Here is a 22,484-nt window from a genome sequence, read left to right as displayed (position 1 = left end):
CAACTAACAGCGGTCTGCGAAAATAAGAAATGATTAATTTTGAAGCATTATTATGTGACCAAAAGGAAGGGGTATATTATGGATCCGGTTATGCTCGCACGAATCCAGTTCGCTTCGACAACCATTTTTCATTTCATCTTTGTTCCGCTTTCCATCGGCTTGGCATTTCTGATTGCCATCATGGAGACGATGTATGTCGTTAAGGGCAAGGAAATATACAAGAAGATGGCAAAATTCTGGGGAAAGCTGTTCCTCATTAACTTTGCTGTCGGTGTCGTTACCGGCATACTGCAAGAATTCCAGTTCGGCATGAACTGGTCAGATTATTCAAGGTTCGTAGGAGATGTCTTTGGGGCACCGCTTGCGATTGAAGCTTTGCTGGCATTTTTCCTTGAATCCACCTTTATTGGATTGTGGATCTTCGGATGGGATCGCTTATCCAAGAAAGTTCACTTGCTGTGCATCTGGCTCGTATCCATCGGTACGGCGATGTCTGCTTTCTGGATTTTGGCAGCGAACTCGTTCATGCAGCGACCGGTTGGTTTCGAAATCAACAATGGGCGTGCTGAAATGAATGATTTCATGGCTCTGATTACGAACGGACAGCTGTTGGTTGAGTTTCCTCATACAATCTTTGGGGCACTGGCAACCGGTGCGTTCCTGATTACAGGGGTTAGCGCATACAAGCTGTTGAAGAAGAAAGATATTGAGTTCTTTAAAAAGTCTTTTAACATTGCGATTATTGTTGCTTTGACCTCTTCGGTACTGGTTGCCGTATACGGACACCAGCAAGCACAATATTTGGTTGATACTCAGCCTATGAAGATGGCTGCTGCGGAAGCCTTGTGGGAAACAAGTGATGACCCGGCACCGTGGACGGTTATTGCGTCCATTGACTCGGATAAACAGGAGAATAAGATGGAAGTGAAAATTCCTTATCTCCTCAGCTTCTTGTCCTACAGTAAGTTTTCCGGTGAAGTTATCGGTATGAAGGAACTGCAGGCACAGTATGAGCAGCAGTACGGACCTGGTGACTACATCCCGCCGGTTCGAACAACGTTCTGGAGCTTCCGTATCATGATTATTGCTGGTTCCGCTATGATTCTGCTCGGTCTTTACGGTGCATGGCTGACATGGAGAAAGAAAGTAGAGACAGCAGGAAAATGGTTCTGGTATGCCTTGCTGTTTAGCATCTCCCTGCCATTCATTGCGAATACAGCAGGCTGGATCATGACTGAAATCGGCCGTCAGCCTTGGACCGTATTCGGATTAATTACAACTGCAGACAGTGTTTCACCGAATGTAAGCGCAGGTTCAGTTCTGTTCTCACTGATTGCATTCAGCACGATTTATGCTGTATTAGCTGCAGTCATGGCATATCTGTTCGTGAAAGTAATCAAGAAAGGGCCATTTGCGGAGGAGAATGACGATCACCACGCAACTGACCCGTTCAATAAGGAGGGATACGGCAATGCCTCTTAATGAGTTGTGGTTTATATTGGTTGCCGTTCTGTTTATCGGATTTTTCTTCTTAGAAGGTTTTGACTTCGGTGTGGGTATGTCTACACAATTCTTAGCCAAAAATGATAGTCAGCGCCGGGTTCTTATTAACTCTATCGGCCCGTTCTGGGATGCGAATGAAGTATGGCTGCTCACGGCAGGCGGTGCGATGTTCGCCGCCTTCCCGAACTGGTATGCAACGCTCTTCAGCGGATTTTATATTCCGCTCGTGTTCCTGCTGCTGGCCTTGATCGCTCGGGGTGTAGCCTTTGAATTCCGCGGCAAGGTCGAGGATGCGCGGTGGAAGAAGGTATGGGATATTGCTATTTTCACAGGCAGCATTCTGCCGCCGTTCCTGCTGGGTGTTGTATTTGCCTGCCTGATTCAGGGACTGCCGATTGATGAAGCGATGCAGCTTCATGCCGGATTCTTCGATGTTGTGAATCTGTACACCGTGGTAGGCGGAGTTACTGTAGTTATGCTATGCTTACTGCATGGATTGATGTTTACAACCCTCCGTACGATTGGGGATTTGCAGGAGCGTGCACGTGTTATGGCCCGCCGTCTGTTAATTCCGGTAGCTGCACTGCTGCTTACATTCGGAGTGATGACGTACTTCATGACGGATGTGTTTGAAGTTCGCGGCGGATTATTATCGATCGTATTGATTATAGGTGTATTTGCTTTCCTGGCAGCCGGTTATTTCATGAAAGCCAAGAAAGACAGCTGGGCATTCGGTATGACCGGAGCTGTCATTGCGCTGTCCGTTATGTCCGTATTCATTGGTTTATTCCCGCGCGTGATGATCAGCTCGATCAGCAGTGCATTCGATTTGACGATTCAAAACGCGGCTTCAGGGCCTTATTCTCTGAAAATCATGACGATTGTAGCGTTAACACTGCTGCCATTCGTATTGGGTTACCAAATTTGGAGCTACTTCGTTTTCCATAAACGGGTACATGAGAAGGAGCATTTAGAATACTGATGGGTAAAGATCTGCTGGGATACAAAGGGATTAAGACGGTTTTCCTCTTCATTGCCATCTGTACCCTAGCACAGAGCGCGGCCATCATATTACAGGCAAAATGGCTGGCGGAGATCCTCTCCGCCCTTTTTGCCGGATCCACTTTGCAGGAACAATACAGCACAGCGGTATTGTTCCTGCTTGCTTTTCTGGCACGTCACGGCATCGGACTCGTGCAGCAGGGTATTGCACAGCGGTTCGCCGAGGAAACGGGCACGGACCTGAGAAAGCAGCTGATGGATACGCTGTTCCATAAGGGCCCAAGATTTGTCCGGTCCGAGGGAACAGGTAATGTGGTCACGCTTGTGCTGGAGGGCATCACGAAATTCCGCAAGTATGTGGAGCTGACGATCCCCCGTATGATGGGGGTAGCCTTCACTCCTGCATTAGTATGGCTGTATGTGTTCTATATTGATCGCATTTCGGCCGTGATTCTGCTGATTACAATGCCGATTCTGATCATATTTCTGATTCTGGTAGGCCTGGCAGCACGGAAGCAGACCGACCGCCAGCTGCATACCTACCGCATACTTTCCAATCATTTTGTTGATTCGCTGCGGGGGCTTGTAACCTTGAAGTTCCTGGGGCAGAGCAAGCGACACGGCGAGAGTATTGGCCAGGTGAGTGAGAGCTACCGGAAGGCTACGATGAAGACACTTCGGGTCGCATTTCTGTCCTCCTTCGCACTCGACTTCTTCACCATGCTGTCGGTTGCTGTGGTAGCGGTAAATCTCGGGCTGCGGCTTATTAATGGCGGCCTGGAGCTGCTGCCTGCGCTGACCATTCTTATTCTGGCACCGGAGTATTTCTTGCCTGTGCGTATGGTGGGGGCTGATTTCCATGCTACTCTTGACGGCAAACAGGCAGGTGAAGCGATTCAGGCCATGATTAAGGAGGATTCGGAAGGGAACGTGCAAGATGGGCAGGAAGCCAGTGAAGCTGCCTCTTCTTCTGAAACTGAGCTGGAGTGGAAAGAAGACAGTGTGCTGGAGCTATCAGGTATCGGCATGCATCACGATGTGCAGGGCCCTGAATCCTTGGCGGATGTAAGCTTCCGTCTGGAGGGAAGAGCCAAGATCGGGATTGTTGGCGAGAGCGGAGCCGGCAAGTCAACGCTGATCGATATTTTGGGCGGCTTTCTAACCCCAAGCAGCGGCGGGATAACGCTGGATGGAGTGAAGCTGCATAATACCGCATCCAAGGCGTGGAGAAATCACGTAACCTATATTCCGCAGCATCCATATTTATTTGGCTGCTCTCTTGCAGACAATATTCGCTTCTATGTTCCGGAGGCTTCCCATACCGAGGTTGAACGGGCAGCAGAGGCGGCAGGGCTGTCCAGTGTGGTTCAATCCCTGCCTGGCGGTCTGGATGAGCTTATCGGCGGCGGGGGTCGCAGTTTGAGCGGTGGACAGGCGCAGCGAGTAGCTATTGCGAGAGCATTTTTGAGCCAGCGCCCTGTTCTGCTTCTGGATGAGCCTACCGCGCATCTGGATATTGAAACGGAATATGAGCTGAAGGAGACGTTTGCCTCACTCTTTAAAGATAAATGGGTATTCCTTGCGACACACCGGCTTCACTGGATGACAGAAATGGATTACATTCTGGTGATGGATCAAGGACGACTTGCTGAATCGGGTACCCATGAAGAGCTAATGGCGCTTAAAGGTGTTTATTACGGCCTTATTACATCACAAATGGAGGGAGTACAATGAAGCAGGAGCAGTGGTTTCGACCTTATATAACAGCTAACTTCTGGCGCTTTCTGCTCATTGTGATCCTCGGTGCACTGACCATTCTGTCTGCGTCGATGCTTATGTTTACCTCGGGCTATCTGATCTCGAAATCTGCGCTTCGGCCGGAGAACATTCTGATGGTGTATGTGCCTGTTGTTGGAGTGCGGACCTTCGGGATCAGCCGGGCTGTCGTTCATTATGTAGAGCGGCTGGTCGGCCATGACACCATTCTTCGGATTTTATCTAAAATGCGCGTCCGGTTGTATCATCTGCTGGAGCCGCAGGCGCTGCGGTTCTCCTCTCGCTTTAAGACGGGGGATCTCCTGGGTGTGCTTGCAGATGATATTGAACACCTGCAGGATGTGTATATCCGGACGGTGTTTCCGGCCATTGTAGCCCTGATCTTATACGCAGGCGCTATAATCGCTATCGGGGTGTTCGACCCATGGTTCGCTCTGCTCATGGCGGTATATGTGTTTCTGCTGCTGTTCGTCCTGCCGATTGTGTCCCTGCTTCTGACGAAGCGGAAGAACCGGGCGATGAAGCAGGAGCGCGCTGCACTGTATCAGAAGCTGACGGATGCCGTGCTCGGTATGGGTGAGTGGTTTATCACCGGCCGCCAGCAGGATTTCCTCACCGGATATGAACGGGATGAAGCAAGCGTGGATCGCATGGACCGGTCTTTGAAACGCTGGGGACGTTACCGCGGCTTTATCAGTCAATGTATCGTGGCGGCTGTGGTGATGTCCATGGTCGTCTGGTCTGCTCATCAGTATGCTGATGGTCGTATCGACGTTACCCTGATTGCCGCTTTCGTACTTGTTGTGTTTCCGTTGATGGATGCATTTCTGCCAATTTCCGAAGCCGTTGAACGGATTCCACAGTATGAACAATCAATAAATCGCTTAAATGCGATTCAGGAAGAAGTGCCTGGCTCAGAGGAGGACATCAAGCAGCAGCGCAGTATGACTCTGACCCGGGATGAAGCAGATGCAATCGCTGGTCATGACGTTCATGTCAAAGTGGACCATGTCTCCTTCCGTTATGGGGGAGTGCAGAACGAGCATGAACAGCATGCGGTGAGCAAGCTGTCGCTCGACATTCCTCAAGGCTCTAAGGTAGCCGTGATCGGCCGCTCAGGTGCAGGCAAGTCTACCCTGCTGGGCCTGATCCAGGGTGTGCTTACGCCAACGGAGGGCAGCGTAACGATCAATGGCACAGATGCCTTCCGGTTCGGGGATGGAATGGCTTCCGTCGTGTCTGTGCTGAATCAAAGCCCGCATCTGTTCGACACGACGCTTGCGAATAATATTCGGCTGGGCCGAATGGAAGCAGCGGATGAGGAGATTGAGGAGGCGGTTCGGAGAGCCCGTCTCGGAAGCCTCGTGGATTCATTGCCAGAAGGCCTTGCAACCCGGATGCAGGAAACCGGCCAGCGTTTCTCGGGCGGGGAACGGCAGCGGGTAGCGCTCGCTCGTATTTTGCTGCAGGATACACCGGTTGTCATCCTGGACGAACCGACAGTCGGATTAGATCCGAAGACAGAGCGTGATCTGCTGTCAACGATGTTCGCAAGCCTCGAAGGCAAGACACTGATCTGGGTTACTCATCATCTGGTGGGTGTAGAGCAGATGGATGAGATTATCTTTATGGAAGAGGGCCGCATTGTAATGCGCGGCACTCATGCAGAATTGCTTCAGAACTATCCGCGGTACCGTCGTCTGTATGGACTGGACCGTCCGCTTGTGCAGGAATAGCAGGACCGAAGAGGAGTCCATGACAGGACAGCTCACTTAACGAAAAAGGCATAAAAACATAGAATGGCGGTGCAGGGAGCGTATCAGCTCATCCTGCACCGCCATTTCGTGCTTTTGGCCTGCTTTCTTGAGCAAATTGTGGGTGAGAGTTGCCCGGATATCTTCTTCTATATCCTCCAAGGGGAGGTTTTTGTTTGTTTTGTTTTTTGAATGGATATGCACGAAGCCAGCGGAGGGGACGAAGCGATTCCGGAGAAGCGATAGCGTTCGCCTTTGTCACCGAATTTCTCCCGCTAGTATATGATTCAGGAAATTCGGTGGCAAGAGCGATTGTAGGAATGATTCGTCCGCGGAGCGCCTCACAACAGAAAAAGGTTACACCATATTTGATCAGATAAAGCCCCTTGGATTAATCTTATGGCATAATAGGGTAAATGAAGTAGAGAGAACGAATGCCAGGGGAGGGAACCAAAATATGGATTACCGTATTGAAAAAGATACCTTGGGCGAGATTCATGTGCCTGCGGATAAGCTGTGGGCTGCCCAGACACAGCGGAGCTTCGAAAACTTCCGAATCGGTACAGAGCGGATGCCGCTTGAGATCGTCCGGGCCTTTGCCATTTTGAAGAAGAGTGCGGCAGCGGTCAACGCGAAGCTTGGCAAGCTGGACCAGAGCAAAGCGGAGGCTATCGCTGCAGCGGCAGATGAAATATTGGCCGGAGATCGTGACGACCACTTTCCGCTTGTCGTATGGCAGACGGGCAGCGGCACGCAGTCCAACATGAATGTGAACGAAGTGATTGCTAACCGGGGAAACCAGATTTTGCAGGAGAAGGGCATCAATCAATCTATTCATCCTAATGACGATGTGAACAAATCGCAAAGCTCCAATGATACATTTCCGACAGCGATGCACATGGCAGCCCTGATTGCTGTAGAGAATGAGGTTCTGCCTGCGCTGCAAAGACTGAAGCATACGTTAGCGAAGAAGAGCGAGGAATATAAGGATCTTATCAAGATCGGACGCACACACCTGCAGGATGCCACCCCGTTGACACTGGGGCAGGAAATCAGCGGCTGGCACCGTATGCTGGAGAAATGCGAGCTCATGATTGCCTCTTCGGCAGAGCCGCTGCGCGAGCTGGCTATAGGAGGCACTGCGGTCGGAACCGGAATTAATGCTCATCCGGAGTTCGGGGATATGACAGCAGCAGAGATCAGCAAGGAAACCGGCAAAAGCTTCAGAAGTGCGAGCAACAAGTTCCATGCCCTAACGAGCCATGATGAGCTGGTGTTCGCTCATGGAGCGCTCAAGGCGCTTGCAGCTGACCTGATGAAGATTGCGAACGATGTGCGCTGGCTCGCCAGCGGCCCCCGCTCGGGTATTGGAGAGCTGACCATTCCAGCGAACGAGCCGGGCAGCTCGATTATGCCGGGCAAGGTGAATCCGACACAGAGCGAGGCATTAACCATGGTTGTCTGCCAGGTGATGGGGAACGATGCGGCGATTGGTTTTGCAGCCAGCCAAGGTAATTTTGAACTGAATGTATTTAAGCCGGTGATTATATATAACTTTTTGCAGTCTGCACGTCTGTTAAGCGATGCAATGGATTCATTTGACCGGAATTGTGCGGCAGGTATTGAGGCCAATCTGGGTGTCATTCGCAGTAATATGGAGCGTTCGCTGATGCTGGTGACTGCGCTGAATCCTCATATCGGCTATGAGAATGCGGCAAGCATTGCGAAAAAGGCTCATAAGGAAGGCCTGACGCTGCGGGAGGCAGCCGTACAGAGCGGCCTTTTAACCGGGGAGGACTTTGACCGGATTGTGAAACCTGAAGAAATGATTCACCCAAAAGAATAAAGGGGAGAACAGATTGAAAAAGCATCAGTGGATTGCGACTCTCCTCTCTCTGGTATTCACCGGAGCAGGGATGTTTTATATCGGTACGCCGGCCATGATCGCTGGCGGGGTGCTTCTTATGGCGCTTCAGGGCATGTCGATCTATGTTTTTTTTATGACGCTTGGGTTTCTGGGCGGGGTTACATTGCCTTTAGCGCTTCTGGTTCACAGCATAGGTCTCATTGTAACTCTCATGTATTTCAGACGGGATACGGCGAAGGACCCCTATAAAGCACAAAGGCGGGAGCGCCAACTGTCGTCTCCATGGAAGATTGGGGTGCGAACGGTGATCGGCTTGGCCCTTTTTGCAGGGGCTGTTTATGGAGGCTACACGAAGGGCATGGGACCGTTCTCCAAGACAAGTAGCGAGAAGAAGATCGTTCAGGAAGCAGCTGAAAGCTATTTGGAGAATAAGTACAACGAATCCTTTGCGGTTTCGGAAGTGCGATACATTTGGGCAATTAGCTCTTATTCTCTAAAGGCTCATCCGGAACAAAATCCTCATATCGAGTTCAGTTTGGATAGCAGTAATGGCAGCCCGCCACGAATTTCGAATGACACGTATTTAAATCACTTGTGGGGATCTCAGCTTAAGGATAATCTGACTCCCCTGGTGGATGAATTCTATCCTGACCGTGCGTTCATTTATACTTGGGTGAATGAAAAGGATCATCAAATGGTGGAGAAGAATTATAATAACCTGAGTGGAGAGAACGGGCTGCAGATTAGCAGCCAGCATGTCACTCTCTATGTATTCGCTGATCTTACGGAAGATAACCTTGCCGAAGAGAAGGAGCGCGTGATGACACTGATTCGGCGCATGCCGGAGGTGATGTCCGAAGGTGAGACGGAGCTTGATATCAGATATTATCCTTCAAATATGAATACCCCAGCCAACATGAATAAGCTCAAAAGGGATAAAACGGATAAAAATTTTAATCAAGGAAAACAGACACATATGCTCCGGATTGATGATATTTCGGAAATCACATCTGTGAATGATATAGAGATCCGTAATCTTCGTGAGGAATAGGTCATAACCAAAAACAATCCCCCGTGTATCCTGGACCGGGGGATTGTCTATTGTTATTGTGTTTTACATCTCCATCGTCTGTCTGGAGCTAAGATGCACCGACATTTTATTCACGAAGAAGGTGATCAGGAATGAACAGAGCAGACTGGCTGCCATAGAGATAAGAAAACCGGTTGTGTTGTTGGAGGTTACTGGACCCAGGAAGGAAGGGACATACGCCGTTCCTCTGACTTCAAACAGCCCTACGAGCAGGCCGCCCAGGCCCGCTGACACAATGGCTCCGGCAAACACAAGCTTGTTCGAGAACATGAACGGATAGGCAGCTTCCACAAACGTGCCGAATCCCATATTGATGGCAAAGCCCGGTGCGGCTACAGCCGCTTCGCCTTTATCGCGTGGAGCGATGATGTTGGCAAGCGTAATGCCTGCGGATACCATAACCAGGCTTGCCATATCGACAGCTCCAAGGAAGCTGTTGCTTGTAAGCTCCATCTCCAGCAGCACAATCGGCAGAATAGCTGCATGGTAGACCCCGCCGATAATTGCCGGCCACATCAGAAGTCCAGCGATCAAACCTGCTAAAGCAGGGCTCCAAGATACAAGGGTCTCAAGCAGGAGGCGGACCGATTCTCCTGCGGTCAATGCAACAGGAGCAATCAAGAAATAGACGAACAGGCCGGCGATCAGGCCGGATATGCCCCCGGCCGCGATGTTGACGGTTGTGGCAGGAAAACGCCATTCTACACATTTGCGGAACACGTAGTGGACGATCAGGCCGGCCCCGATCCCGCCGATCATTCCGCCGATGATGCCTCCCTCCACGGAAAGAACGCCCGCTATAATACCAGCAACGATGGAAACCTCATCAAGCTCCGAAATCTGTTTCGCAGCAATGACGGCAATAATGACGGGCAGCGCTTTAATCATCAGGTCAAACACGGAGGTGAGCGCTGATAGGCCGGGAATTTTACTGGCTGCAAGAATTAATGCCATTCCGATAAAACCAGGCAGTGATGCCATCATGATACCCCGGATGTTAATTCGTTTCCATGGCGAAGTATTTGTTGCTGTGCTGCCGGAGGCCGCCGCGCTGCTGCCGATTACAGGGCGATAAGACAAGCGCCAGTGCTTGCAGAGTGAGGTCACAAAGGCAACGGCGCGTGTTCGGTTGGTTGTGCCTGTCGTACCCGATGCTGAAATAACGTGAACGCCCTTGGATTGGATGATGGCCATAGACGTTCCTCCGGTTCCCGTAACGGGCAGCTTGTGCCGTGCAGCTGCTTCAAAGGTGTGACGATTGGTGTTCTCGGGATCAGCACTCATGGCGATGATACCTTCAATTTCTCCGAGCTCAATCTGCTCCGCAATTTCTTGGTCCAGCCGCCGTGCTGCTTCGTTTACTTCTTTGAGTGTACCTTCGGCAATAATGACAGGTGCTCCCTGCGAAATGCTCCAGCTATAAAGCACGGCTAATGTGGTCTCCTTAGCGGAGTCCATCGAAGTCTGAGCCGCGATGAACTGAAGTGCTGCACAGGATAAACCGGCACTTTCCATCTGAAGCCGTATTTCTTCCAGCAGCTTTTGCGGCTCTTTACCACCCAGATTGTATAGGTTGCCCCCGCTGCTTCCGATAATTGCGATTTGTCGATGCATGTCTACCCGTCTCCCATCTGTTTGAACATAATATACTATATTACATCAACGTTATGCTCTATTAAAGCGTGAAAATAAACTTTATTTCAGGTTAGAAGACCGGATAAGAAAAAAGTCCGTCAGAGAAAGGCTTCTCTGACGGACTTTTTATTTGCTTAACTGTGCTTATTCGTTCTCAATCGATGGGGCAGCAGGAACTTCGTCTTCTTGCCGTTCATCCATTTGTTTAACGATCTGAAGCTTGGTATACCGATGTGTCTTTTTCTCAAGCACGGTAAAGGTCAGGTCCCGGTAAGTCCAAATGTCGCCTTTGACCAGCTCGGAGTTGTGACCATAAAGCCATCCGCCAATCGTATCCAGATCATCCGTGTTCAGATCGCATAGAAGCAGATCGTTCACTCGATTGATGGAAACCTTACCGTCTACAATGAGGCGGTTCGGCTCAGGCTGAAGCAGGTCGCGTTCCTCATCATCATCGAACTCATCGCGGATTTCACCGACGATCTCTTCTAAAATATCCTCAATCGTAATCATCCCGGAGGTTCCGCCATACTCGTCAATCAAGATTGCCATGTGTGTGCCTTCCTGCTGCATCTTCTTCAGCAATTTCTTGACCGGAATGGCTTCAGATACCGTCATGGCAGGGTGGATCAGCTTGGTGAGGTCAATGCTGGAATTATCATCGAACTCCAGGAAGAACTGCTTCGTGTTCACCATGCCGAGAACCTGGTCCTTATCCCCGCGTACAACAGGGAAACGGGTATACTGTTCTCTTTTTATAATTTGCAGGTTGGCTGCAAGGGGTTTATCTGCATACAAACATACCATATCGGTACGAGGCACCATGATTTCCTTGGCAAGCAGGTCATCGAAAGCGAAAATCCGGCTTACATAGCCATACTCACTCTGATTGATCTTACCGCTCTCATAGCTTTCGCTCAGAATCATGCGCAGCTCTTCTTCCGAGTGAGCCTCTTCATGCTCACTTGCCGGATGAAGACCGAATAAACGGACGAGACCGTTCGCAGAACCGTTAAGAACCCATATAAACGGGTACATCAGGCGATAGAATCCAATGATCGGCTTAGCCGTCATGAGCGTGATGTATTCTGCTTTTTGAATGGCAAGCGTTTTAGGTGCAAGCTCACCAATAACAACGTGGATATATGTCATAAATATAAATGCAAAAATAAAGGATAGAGCTCCGGCGAATTCAGCAGGAATGCCGAGGGCATCAAATAAAGGATGGAAAATAGCCTCAAATGTGCTTTCTCCCAAGTAACCGAGACCGAGGGCTGTAATCGTAATACCGAGCTGACACGCCGATAAGTAGCCATCGAGGTTTGAGATTACTTTTTTGGCGGCAAGAGAATTCTTGCGTCCTTCTAATACGAGTTGATCAATACGGCTGGTACGAATCTTTACAATGGCGAATTCCGTCATTACAAAAAAAGCGGTAAAAGCGATCAGTAATACAACTAAAAATATATTTAGGCCTAAACTACCATCCAATCAAAACACATCCTTTTCTTATCTGGTCCGAATTTGTTTTCAATAGCTTACTGCAAAGCACGAGGCAAATATGCATGGCCATCTAACATAATTCGACCTGAACTTTAGAGGTTCAAGGAGCATGTGCTTTAAGACTAGAAAAATATGAGCAGTTTGTATACTGAATTTGTTCATGCGTGTGGATATCAGATACATAGTACGCGCTGCAACCGTTTCGTTGTGTTCCGGTACAGGACCGGTTGGAATCGGTGACGGTGCTGCGCGATGACTCTTAGCCAGTGCCAATTCCTGCGATGGAACTGCGGAATCGGCCCGATCATCTCCGGTTAGGGAAATGGAGGAGGCCATAACACTTATACCAAGTGTTAAATAGATGAATCTGCTTATCCTTCGTATGGGGTCCAATTGTCGATTCTCACTCCTGTAAGTGTAATGGGGTTGCCTTTGGTTCTTCCCAAAATAGCCGCAACTTAAAATTGGTTATATGTTATCTATAATAAGAAAAAGTAAGTGTGTCTGTCAAACCGGGCTATCTGACAGTTCCATTTATTAGGGTGTCAGGTTATTCATTGTAATACCCGTGAAAGTAGAATTTGAACCGGGATCATACCGTCTGATCGGGAAATCCGCGGCAATACGAATTACCTTAAACGGCATATAACAAAACTGCTCTTTCAAAGATCGTATAATCCTCTGAAAGAGCAGCTTGTATTATACATATGGCGTGAATGAATGAGCGCCTTTGCCGACCGAATCTCCTTTAACGAGAGAAACGTAAATCCGCTCATTTTCGACCGGTTCACCTGAAATCAGCTTGATCAGCTGCTCAGCGGCAAGTGCGCCCCATTTACGCTTGGAATAATCGATCGTGGCTAGACGGGGCTGCATATAGCGAGTCAGCTCAATGTTATCGAAGCCGATCAGATGAATATGCTCTCCGATGACCAGAGAGGTATCGGCTATGCGGTCGCATAGCCCGATCGCCATCTCATCATTCAGGCAAAAGACGGCTGCAGGCTCCGTATACTGCTGTATAATCTGGTCTGCCGCTTTTTCGCCCCCGCTTTTTTTGAAATTGCCTTCGATTTCAATCCATTCGATATCATGGACCCGGTCCTGAATCTGCTTCACGGCTTTCATCCTCTGAATGGAGTCGAAAGAGCCGGCAGGACCGGTCACGATATAGATTTTCTTATGTCCCCGTTCAATCAGATACTCTGTCGCAAGCGTTGCGCCTGCTTTATTATCCAGAAGCACCTGGTTGATATTTTTGTGTTTTAGCTCTCTGTCGAGCACAACGATTTTATGACTGCGGGCTGCATATTCAAGCAATTCTTCACTGGTAAAGGTGTGATCCAAAATAACGGCTCCATCAATCATTCTCTCCGGCAGCATTCGGTGAGACTGCTTGCCGCTGCATACGATCAGATCATATCCTTGCGAGTTGGCAGTTTCCTTCATGCCGTCCAAGAGATCCCCATACACATCCCCTTTGAAATCCGTCAAGAAGACACCCAGAATTTTGGATTCTCTCTTCTTAAGCGTCCTTGCTGCAGCATTGGGTATATAATTCATCTCTTGGGCAATGGCTAGAATCCGTGAGCTTGTTTCCTCCGTTACTTTGCTGCTGCCGTTAAGTGCATAAGATACCGTTGATATCGACACGCCCGCTTTTTTAGCGATATCCTTAATGCTTACCAATATTTATTCGCTCCTCCACTCATAAACCAATTCTAAATCTATATATTGCTTTCTAAGTTGAATAAATAGTAATGGTATATGTCAATTTGGAATAGATTTTCATGTAGGTTACATGAAAATCTCAACCACGTTCCGATCCTGAATCATACGCTCGAAGTCATGTCTGGATACCCGTATTCCGCCTTCACGGTACGGGTTCGGCATGCGTAAAGATTCCAGCTCGTGCCCGTTCATGACAACCCGGTGGATCGGCACACCTGTTATATGGTAGATAAACGTCACTTTGCTTCCGGCAAATCCATATTCGAATTGAAGTCCATCCATGCTTGCAGGGATCACAGGGTCGAGTACAAGATCGCCTTCGACCTGACGGATACCTAGTGCACTGGAAATCAGCTGGTTCATATAGATTCCCGGTCCGCTCGAATAAATCCTCCAACCGCCTTTTACCTGAACGTCACCTATTCGCAATCCTTCAAAGTTTTCCTGTGCATCATAGCGAGTCTTGAAGCTGCCGTCGGAGCTGCTGAAATACGAATTGCTCTGCCGGAGAGCTGCATTTGGAACCACTTCCTGAATACCGACAGGATTGATCGTCTCAAGCCCTTTCCATACATCATCCGCATGGCCTAGTTTGGCCATCGCTTCGATGTACCGGATATGAGCATGCACATACTGCAGTCCGACCTCGCGGCCGAAGTTAGAAGCCTGCTCTGCACGCTTGAAATGCTTGCTAATGCCGCCTTCATAGGAAGCAGGGCGGTTCATCAGCCGAACGCCGTCCGGGAAGAGGAACGTCTTCTGGATGAGATCATAATGGGCCTTGGCTTCCTCAGGACTGAGCAATTCCGAAATCATGCTGCGAGTCATCGGGAGCAGCCGATACTGGATGCCTGTCTCCTTGTCCTCAGGATGCAGCATCAGCTTGGGATTCTTCGGGTCCTCAAGGTACAGGAATCCTGGAATTACATCGTTGTTCAGCATGTAGCGTTTAAAATCCTGCCGGATATTTGCCGCCATCTCGCTTAGTTTATCCGAGAGCAGGCTATCGTATAATCGCAGGGCCGAAGATAGCTGCCCAATGGTCTGATAGGTTAACGCTACGGTCCAGCTGCTTGCCATAAATTGCTTCAGCTGCGCATTGGCTGGCTGCAGGGTGTCATCCCAGTCCCCGTCACCATAGGAGGACAGGTGTGTATCGTGCAGGAAGTGCTCTCGTATATATTGAATCTCTTTTTGAGCATGCTCCAGAATGGAAGCTTTATTCTCCGTGAATTGGAAGGAATGCTTCATCGTATAGGGCACTTTTTCCTCTAAAATACTGTAGTCCCGGGTAACCGTCAAATAGTCGCTGAGCACTTTGAGAGGCCAGACGATGATATCACCATGACTCTCTTCCTGCTGCACCGCAAAATACTGATCGAACATAAACCATTGCGGCCAATTCCCGTCATCCTCGTATTGATGACTGTATACCATCCGGAGGATATCTTTAACCTGATCATACTTTTGGGTGGCCATGAAATACTCGACAGGACCTTGGCATACGTCCCGTGTTCCCCAGGCTGCTCCGCCATACTGCTCCAAGCCGTGCGGTGAAGAATAATGGACAAACATGTTATGTGTGTACCACCAGGCCAGTGCATTCACCTTGAACAGTTCTCCTTCTTCATTCTTTGGATTCGAGAGATGGAAACCGTTCATGACCTGGCTGTAGAACTCACGGTACCGGATAATTTCTTCTTCGGCTTGAACTTCCCGGGCTGCAATTTGTTCGCCATCCAGCAATCCCTGGATGGTCAGCGTCCAGTCGCTTGTCTGTTCTAACTTCATCGTTACGAGAGAAGCAGAACCAGCAGCCACGCCCTCTGCCAGCATGGTTTCATCACCAAGGCGTACCTTTGCACCATCAACCCACATCCGGTACTTAAGATCAGGATAAGCCTTAGCCGTATCCGGATTCGTATCTCCATGGAAGGTCAGTACGCCGGATTCTTCGGTCATGTGTACAGGCGTTGTATATTCATTTACATTCATGGTCACTTGGCTGGTCACCATGAAATGATAGGCATGCCCTTGTTCGGACTGAACATGGAGCCGCACTTCAGGGGTGTCTACCGCGCTGAAATTCGTGATGATGAGCATATCGTCATCCATTTTGTAATACCAGCGTACATAGTTTAGGCCGATTTCGAACATTGAAGGCATCGTGAGCACATGATAGGCTCCGTCTTTCTCTATATAGATGCGCTGTCCGGACGTTTTTGGAATATTGAGGGCATTGCGTGCATTGCTCATCATTTTGTTCATGTTCGTGTTCCCGACAACCACGTGGGAGTTAAATATACCATACATGAAAGAGGTGGTAGCAATGACTTTGGCACCAAACTCTACATTGTTTCCGTTCATCAAAATATGTCCGTGCGGGCGCTCTACAAGCATTTCTTTGCTTTTCAGGACAATATGCTCATAAGTAGGGGTGAAGAAGGCAAGCAAGCTTCCATCTTTACGTTCCTCCTGATGCCGGTCAGCTGCCGGGAATCGTACGTTGATCTCTTCTTCAGTGAGCTCATGGCCTTGAAGCGGATCTCCTATGACCGGATTCAGACGAACAGGAGGGAGAGGTGATAGATTGGCGGATGAAGCCTGACTCTCATAATCCTTCCATGCTTGCTTAGCTTCTTCCAGATATTCAAGCTCTGTAAGAGCTGCAGGATGATCGCCTTTAAATAGACCGTAGAATACAAAACGTGCTTCGCCGTTTAGCTCCACCTTTTCAGACTGAAGGCCGGTGTAAGCAAACTCATATTGGTATACTTCTGAAGCAAGCTGTTCTTCGCTTAAACATGCAGGGGTATTGGCCTCCTTGTAAGACAAGCCGAAGAACTGGAAGCCGTCGGTTGTATAGCCTGTTGTACCTGTGATGGCACCCTGCTGCAGGTAAGGGAAGCTTCCGCCTTGCGGCTGGTTCTGACGGGAGCATACGACATAGCCGAGCTCTTGATCCTGGAATGCACGGTGGTCAATGTATTGCGATAGATAAGCTTCATTGCTGCGAACCGCACCGATATCGGCAATACCGATATCTTGTCCGTAGATGAGGTCAATTACTGCCCCATGGCCTTCGGCTAACACGTCCCAGAACCATATATCACCGGACGTAACTGTAAACTTGACCGTGTATTTGATGCCCTGGACTTTACCAGTCCACTGGATCATATTGTCCCCATGGCTTACCGTGCTGGCCGAATGAATGCCGAGCAGCGGAAAGTGTCTGATTCCGGATTCGTCATGAACTCGCAGATACAGGTTGTTGAGAGAGCCGTCCAGCGGATTGGATATCAGTTGATTAATCATCGTATTGCCGCTTACCGCTTGAAATAAGTCTCCGCTTGGCCAGAAAGTAAAGCGGAGATTGCCCGCCTGAATGTTGAACTGATCTTGTGTAATTGTTGTCATGAGAGTTCTCATTCCTCCTATCCTGGCAATAAACCGATTCTTGCTTATATTTGTTTACGGGTTATTGCCGGGTGCTTGTTGAATTTATTTCTAAGGACAAACCTGCTTATCGCTTGATAAATAGGCTGAGGCTAGACTAATTCGAAAGAGCCTTGAAGGGTATCCCGGCTGTTTGGTCCAACGAAAACGTGGAACCTGCCCGGATCGCTTGAATAGCTCAGATCACTATGATAGTAACGAAGCATTTCCTCTGAAACAGTGAATGTAACGGTTCTGCTCTCACCCGGTTCAAGCTTAATCTGCTCGAAACCTTTGAGCTCACGGAGTGGGCGCACCACCTCGCCAGTTATATCACGGATATACAGCTGAACGGTTTCGATGCCTGTTCTGGTGCCTGTGTTGGTTACGGTCACGCTGACCTTAAGCGGCTGTTCAGCCGACATTTCATGACTTGTGAGAGACAATTCCCCATATGTGAAATCCGAATAGGAGAGACCGAAGCCGAAAGGAAGCAGCGGCTCGTTAGGGCTGTCTAAATATTTGGATACATAACGCTCGTCTGTCTTGGAAGGATCCATCGGGCGGCCTGTATTGTAAGTATTGTAGTAAACCGGAACTTGCCCCACGGACTGCGGGAATGACATGGCAAGTCTTCCGGAAGGATTGGCTTTACCTATGAGGAGATCCGCAATGGCAGCACCGCCTTCACTGCCGGGGAACCAGGCTTCCAGCACAGCATCCGCTTCATCCAGTACACCATGTAAATCCAGAGGGCGACCATTGAAGAGAACGGCAGCTACCGGCTTGCCCAGCTTCCTGATCTCCTTCACCAGCTCAAGCTGGGCTTTAGGCAGCTTGATATCTGTTCGTGAGCCGCCTTCACCACTCATGTCTGCAGCTTCACCGAGCGCTAGAACAATAACGTCAGCCTTGCGGGCCGCATCCACAGCCTTCTGCAGCTGGTCTGGTGTCATTGTATCGATACCGCAGCCTTCCGCGATGGTAAGCTTGCCGTGCAGTCGCTCCTGCATCGCGCTGCCCAGCTGTACAGCATCTTCCTTAACGCCAACGCAGGCCCACCATCCAAGGATGTCCTCCTGCCCGGCGTACGGACCGATCAGGGCTATATCCGCTTCGGGGTCAAGTGGAAGAACACCGTTATTTTTAAGCAGTACACTGGACTTTACAGCCAGGTCATAGGCAGCCTCGCGGTGCTGTGCACAGAAGAGAACTTCGCTTTCACGTGCCGGGTCCGCACCCCGAAGCGGGTCTTCGAACAAGCCCAGCTTGTTTTTTAATTGCAGAATGCGAAGCACAGCTTCATCAATCAACGCCTCGCTTACGCGGCCGCTCTGGATGAGCTCCGGCAGATGCTGAACATAACAAGGTGTCATCATCTCGATATCGACGCCTGCCCGGATCGCTCGGTAAGCTGCTTCACAGTCATCTTCTGCCGCGCCGTGAGCAACCATCTCCCGCACAGAAGCCCAGTCGGAGATGAGTACGCCATCAAAATTCCATTCATCACGTAAAACTCCGCGCATAAGCTTCTCATTTCCGGAAGCGGGAATGCCGTCAACCGTATTGAAGGAGGCCATGATCATTTCGCAGCCTTCATCCAGGGCAGCCTTGTAAGCAGGAAGATACGTTTCACGCAGCTGTCTCTCCGACATATTGACCGTATTGTAGTCCCGGCCTCCTTCGGGCGCTCCATATGCGGCGAAGTGCTTTACGCAGGCAGCGAGGCGTTCCTTATCTTCAGAGAGATTGCTTCCTTGATAGCCGCGGACAAATGCCCGGGCGAACAAGCTGTTCAGATAAGGGTCTTCACCCGTCGTCTCCATGACACGTCCCCAGCGCGGATCGCGCACGAGATCAACCATAGGTGAGAAGGTGACATGTATGCCGGCTGCGGCGGATTCGCGCGCAGCGATTTCCGCACTTTTCTCGGCAAGCTGAAGATCCCAGGAGCAGCCTATAGCGAGCGGAATCGGAAAGATGGTTTTGAAGCCGTGAATGACATCCGCCATAAATAAAAGAGGGATACCGAGACGGCTGTTTTTCATATATTCCTGCTGTAAATCTATAATTGAAGAGGCGCCTGACAGACCGAGAACGGAGCCGCTCGCACGGACCATCTCCCCGGTGATGCCCATTTCCTCCATAGGTCCAGTAATCTGGCTTTGATCTTGGGTGCCTTCATGAAGGTCAGCTGTGAGCTGGAGTAATTGCGCCACCTTTTCCTCAAGCGTCATCTGCTGAATCAGGTCAGTTATTTGTTTCTGGTCCATGTAACTCCCTCCACTTGTTTGTGTCTAAGCCTATTAACGCATTGTTCCGACTACGACTATTGCTAACCGAAAAGGCGGTATGTCCATCCAAGAGAATGTATGGGATCTGGATGGACGAACGAAAGGCAGCTTTCTCCTTTCTCAGGAGTCTGTACAAGAAGGGGCAACCTTTTGTTTTGTGCAGACTCCTCATTCAGAAGAATGAGTGCGGGTAGAAGTGAAGAACCCGGCTGCATCTATAAATGGTGCACACCGGGTTCAATGGACTTGTACCGCGGGCAAATGCCTCAGGTCAACTCTTTTAAAAGCTGTAAGATTATTTTTATTTCTTCAAGTTGTTGAGCTCATCCAAAACAGGCTGTACAAGAGATTGTTTGCTTTCAACCCACTTCTTCCAGTTTGCTTCAAGGTCTCCATCCTGGAGAATCAGGTTGGTATATTCATCTTCATAGGTGAATGTAGCCTGGTTCTTGGCTTTGGAATCATACAACTTTTCATCCCAGTCGTAAGTTGCCAATTTACCGCCTTCTGCGCCCAATTTGGCTTTGTTCTGATAATGCTTAACTGCTGTATCGCGATATTCTTGTTTGATAGCCGGGTTGATCATGCTGAAGTCGTCGCCGAGCAGGTAAAGCCCTTCAAAACGGCCAGGATATTTTGTACCAACCGTAGTTCCTTCCGGAAGCAGGCTGATCAATTCATTGTTCTCGCCGTATTTCCAGTCTGTGCCTTCAAAGCCCATGTTCAGCAGCATCTGGCCTTCCTTGGTTGTCGTGTAATCGATCATATCCATGATGCGCTCAAACTTCTCATCGCTGATGTCAGGGGAGAAGATGAGGGAGGACCAGAAGTTCACTTGCTCCAGGTTGCGGTATTTACCATCGTCACCAAGAACGATCGCTGTATGAACAACCTCATCACTTTCAATATTCAGGTTCTGCTTCATGTCCTTATCCACGTCTTGACGGTAGGAAGCAAGACCCCCGAGGCTCATTACAGCTGCAGTTCCGTTTACACGGAAGTTGTTGCTGCCTTCGCTGTTTTTCCAAGTGTAATACTCAGGGTTCAGCAGGCCTTCTTTATAAGCTTGTTGCATCAGTTTAAGTCCAGTCAGTGTTTCCGGATCAGCCGGTCCCCAGTGGTACTTGCCGTCTTCACCTTTGTAGAAAGCGGATTCTACACGGGAGTGCTCGCTGTTTGGCATCATGATGTTAGTCAGGACATCGCCAGCGTTATAAGAGATCGGTACAAGCTTGGATCCCACTTTGCCCGGGTCCTTCTCTTTAACGAGACGTGCATAATCCATAAGCTCGCTTGTTGTATAAACATCTTTGATTTCAAAATTTACAGCCTCAGCCCAGTCTTTGCGGATGGCGATAACACCAATTTGGTTGACGAGCGGATCAGCAGGCTTGTTCTCGAAATAAACCGGTCTTGGCAAAACGTAAGTGCCGCCAGTCAGTTCCTCCAGCTGCTCTCCAAGGCCTGTCAGCTTGTAAGCTGCAGCCACATTCGGCCAGCGTTCCTTCCAGTCATCCGGGAACTTGTACAGGAGACCTTGGTCAATGTAGTTCATCGCATCGCCATGAACATAGTCCCATGCCGCTACATCAGGCAAATCGCCCGAGTTGATCCACAGGCGAAGCTTCTCGCCCCAAGAACCCCATTCAACGAAGTTGTAGTCCCACTCGATGTTGTACTTATCCATCCAGAACTTATGGAATTCATTATCCAGATCGCCATCATTAACGGTAACCGTATTGGCTACTGAAATTTTCAGCTTCTCTTTGTAATTGCCATTCTCGTCTTTCTCGTTACCGCCTGAAGATTCTTTGCTGGAGCAGGCCGTGACCATAATCATGCTCAGGCACAGCAGCATCATCAGGATTGACTTTGCGGAAAACTTTTTGTTCGTTTTCATGTTTTACCCCCATGAATAATAAGATTTTTTAATCAAATTTTTAATCAAAAATCTATGCATTAATCAGGTCTTGATTGCACCTGTCAATACCCCTTTGGCAAAATGCTTTTGCAGCATCGGGAAGAAACACATGATTGGCACCATGGTTACGAATACGGCTGCCATCTTCATGCCTGTCGAGAAATTGGCCTTGCCTATGGAATCAACACTGGATGCGTTGGATGCGTTGGTCTGCGATTCCACAATGATGGTTCGGAGTACGTTCTGCAGCGGCAGCTGATCTGCCTTCCTCAGGAAAATCATGGCATCATACCAGCTGTTCCAGATGCCCACCCCGTAGAACAGGGTGATTGTAGCAATAATTGGGGCAGCCAGCGGAAGCACAACGGAGAACAGGATTTTCCACTCTCCGGCACCATCCAGACGAGCAGACTCCATTAGAGACTCAGGCAGCCCTTGGAAGTAGTTCATCATCAGAATCATATTGAAAGCGCTGAAGCTCCCTGCCAGAATGACGGACCAGAGCGATCCGGTCAGATGCAGTGATTTCATGACGAGATACAGCGGAACGATACCGCCGTTAAAGATCATCGTGAAAAGCACTAGCATGAAGATTAATTTCTTGCCGGGGAATTTATTTCTGCTCAGCGCATAAGCCATAGTAATCGTTATAAACAAGCTGAGCGGAAGTCCAATAATAAGAAGCTTGAAGGTGTTCCAGTAGCCTGTCAGTATACTGCCATCTGCAAACAATGCTTTATAGTTGTCCAGCGTTGGATTCTGAGGGAGCATCAAGAGCGGATTGTCTGCATATTCCTTAGGTGTTGCGAATGAGATCATAATGACGTTCCAGAACGGTATCAATATAAGTAAAGCCAGCACGAGCAGCACGGCAAAAAGGATGTAGTCGAGCAGGGTCATGTTTTTCTTGCGTTTACGTGCCTTGCGTTCTTTGGGTGTTGTTGTGATTGAACTCATCTTTTTCACTCCTTTC

13 protein-coding genes are annotated in these 22,484 nt (G+C 49.3%); 6 read left to right on the top strand and 7 right to left on the bottom strand.

What is annotated here, in order from left to right; translation table 11 throughout:
* The first annotated feature begins 78 nt into the window (after positions 1-78).
* The 6 genes from BN1234_RS11600 (at position 79) to BN1234_RS11575 (ending at position 8,953) form a co-directional block, all read left to right on the top strand.
* Entirely contained in the window at positions 79-1,482 is a 1,404-nt protein-coding gene (locus BN1234_RS11600) for a cytochrome ubiquinol oxidase subunit I (RefSeq protein WP_054956826.1), read from the top strand.
* Entirely contained in the window at positions 1,472-2,485 is a 1,014-nt protein-coding gene (gene cydB, locus BN1234_RS11595; RefSeq protein ID WP_054956825.1) for a cytochrome d ubiquinol oxidase subunit II, read from the top strand. The genes BN1234_RS11600 and cydB overlap by 11 nt, the downstream gene beginning before the upstream one ends.
* On the top strand, positions 2,485-4,239 hold the full coding sequence (cydD, locus tag BN1234_RS11590; protein WP_054956824.1) for a thiol reductant ABC exporter subunit CydD: 1,755 nt from the start codon (positions 2,485-2,487) through the stop codon (positions 4,237-4,239). The genes cydB and cydD overlap by 1 nt, the downstream gene beginning before the upstream one ends.
* Positions 4,236-6,017: a thiol reductant ABC exporter subunit CydC gene (gene cydC / locus BN1234_RS11585; protein WP_054956823.1), complete on the top strand. Its 1,782-nt coding sequence runs from the start codon at positions 4,236-4,238 to the stop codon at positions 6,015-6,017. Before cydD ends, cydC begins: the two co-directional genes overlap by 4 nt.
* A 475-nt stretch (positions 6,018-6,492) precedes the next feature.
* Positions 6,493-7,881, top strand: coding sequence for a class II fumarate hydratase (gene fumC / locus BN1234_RS11580; RefSeq protein WP_054956822.1), 1,389 nt, complete (start codon positions 6,493-6,495; stop codon positions 7,879-7,881).
* A 13-nt stretch (positions 7,882-7,894) separates the two neighbouring features.
* Entirely contained in the window at positions 7,895-8,953 is a 1,059-nt protein-coding gene (locus tag BN1234_RS11575; protein ID WP_054956821.1) for a hypothetical protein, read from the top strand.
* 63 nt (positions 8,954-9,016) lie between these two features.
* On the opposite strand, the gene BN1234_RS11570 is transcribed toward BN1234_RS11575, so the two are convergent.
* The 7 genes from BN1234_RS11570 to BN1234_RS11540 form a co-directional block, all read right to left on the bottom strand.
* Positions 9,017-10,606, bottom strand: a complete 1,590-nt coding sequence (locus BN1234_RS11570) for a hypothetical protein (RefSeq protein ID WP_054956820.1) — start codon at positions 10,604-10,606, stop codon at positions 9,017-9,019.
* 165 nt (positions 10,607-10,771) lie between these two features.
* Positions 10,772-12,118 carry a hemolysin family protein gene (locus BN1234_RS11565; protein WP_054956819.1) on the bottom strand — a complete coding sequence of 449 codons (1,347 nt, stop codon included), beginning with the start codon at positions 12,116-12,118 and terminating at the stop codon, positions 10,772-10,774.
* 711 nt (positions 12,119-12,829) lie between these two features.
* Positions 12,830-13,819 (bottom strand): LacI family DNA-binding transcriptional regulator, encoded by a 990-nt coding sequence (locus BN1234_RS11560; protein WP_054956818.1) that lies wholly within the window; start codon positions 13,817-13,819, stop codon positions 12,830-12,832.
* 108 nt (positions 13,820-13,927) lie between these two features.
* Complete coding sequence (locus BN1234_RS11555; protein ID WP_054956817.1) at positions 13,928-17,278, bottom strand: GH36-type glycosyl hydrolase domain-containing protein; 3,351 nt, start codon at positions 17,276-17,278, stop codon at positions 13,928-13,930.
* 131 nt (positions 17,279-17,409) lie between these two features.
* On the bottom strand, positions 17,410-19,569 hold the full coding sequence (locus BN1234_RS11550) for a glycoside hydrolase family 3 N-terminal domain-containing protein (protein ID WP_054956816.1): 2,160 nt from the start codon (positions 19,567-19,569) through the stop codon (positions 17,410-17,412).
* A gap of 322 nt (positions 19,570-19,891) precedes the next feature.
* On the bottom strand, positions 19,892-21,490 hold the full coding sequence (locus tag BN1234_RS11545) for an extracellular solute-binding protein (protein WP_054956815.1): 1,599 nt from the start codon (positions 21,488-21,490) through the stop codon (positions 19,892-19,894).
* A 63-nt stretch (positions 21,491-21,553) separates the two neighbouring features.
* On the bottom strand, positions 21,554-22,468 hold the full coding sequence (locus BN1234_RS11540; protein WP_054956814.1) for a carbohydrate ABC transporter permease: 915 nt from the start codon (positions 22,466-22,468) through the stop codon (positions 21,554-21,556).
* Between the last annotated feature and the right edge of the window lie 16 nt (positions 22,469-22,484).

Source organism: Paenibacillus dakarensis, assembly GCF_001373415.1.
GTDB lineage: Bacteria > Bacillota > Bacilli > Paenibacillales > Paenibacillaceae > Paenibacillus_AQ > Paenibacillus_AQ dakarensis.
The sequence above is the reverse complement of the archived record's forward strand: the minus strand, read 5'-3'. Positions and strand labels throughout refer to the sequence as shown.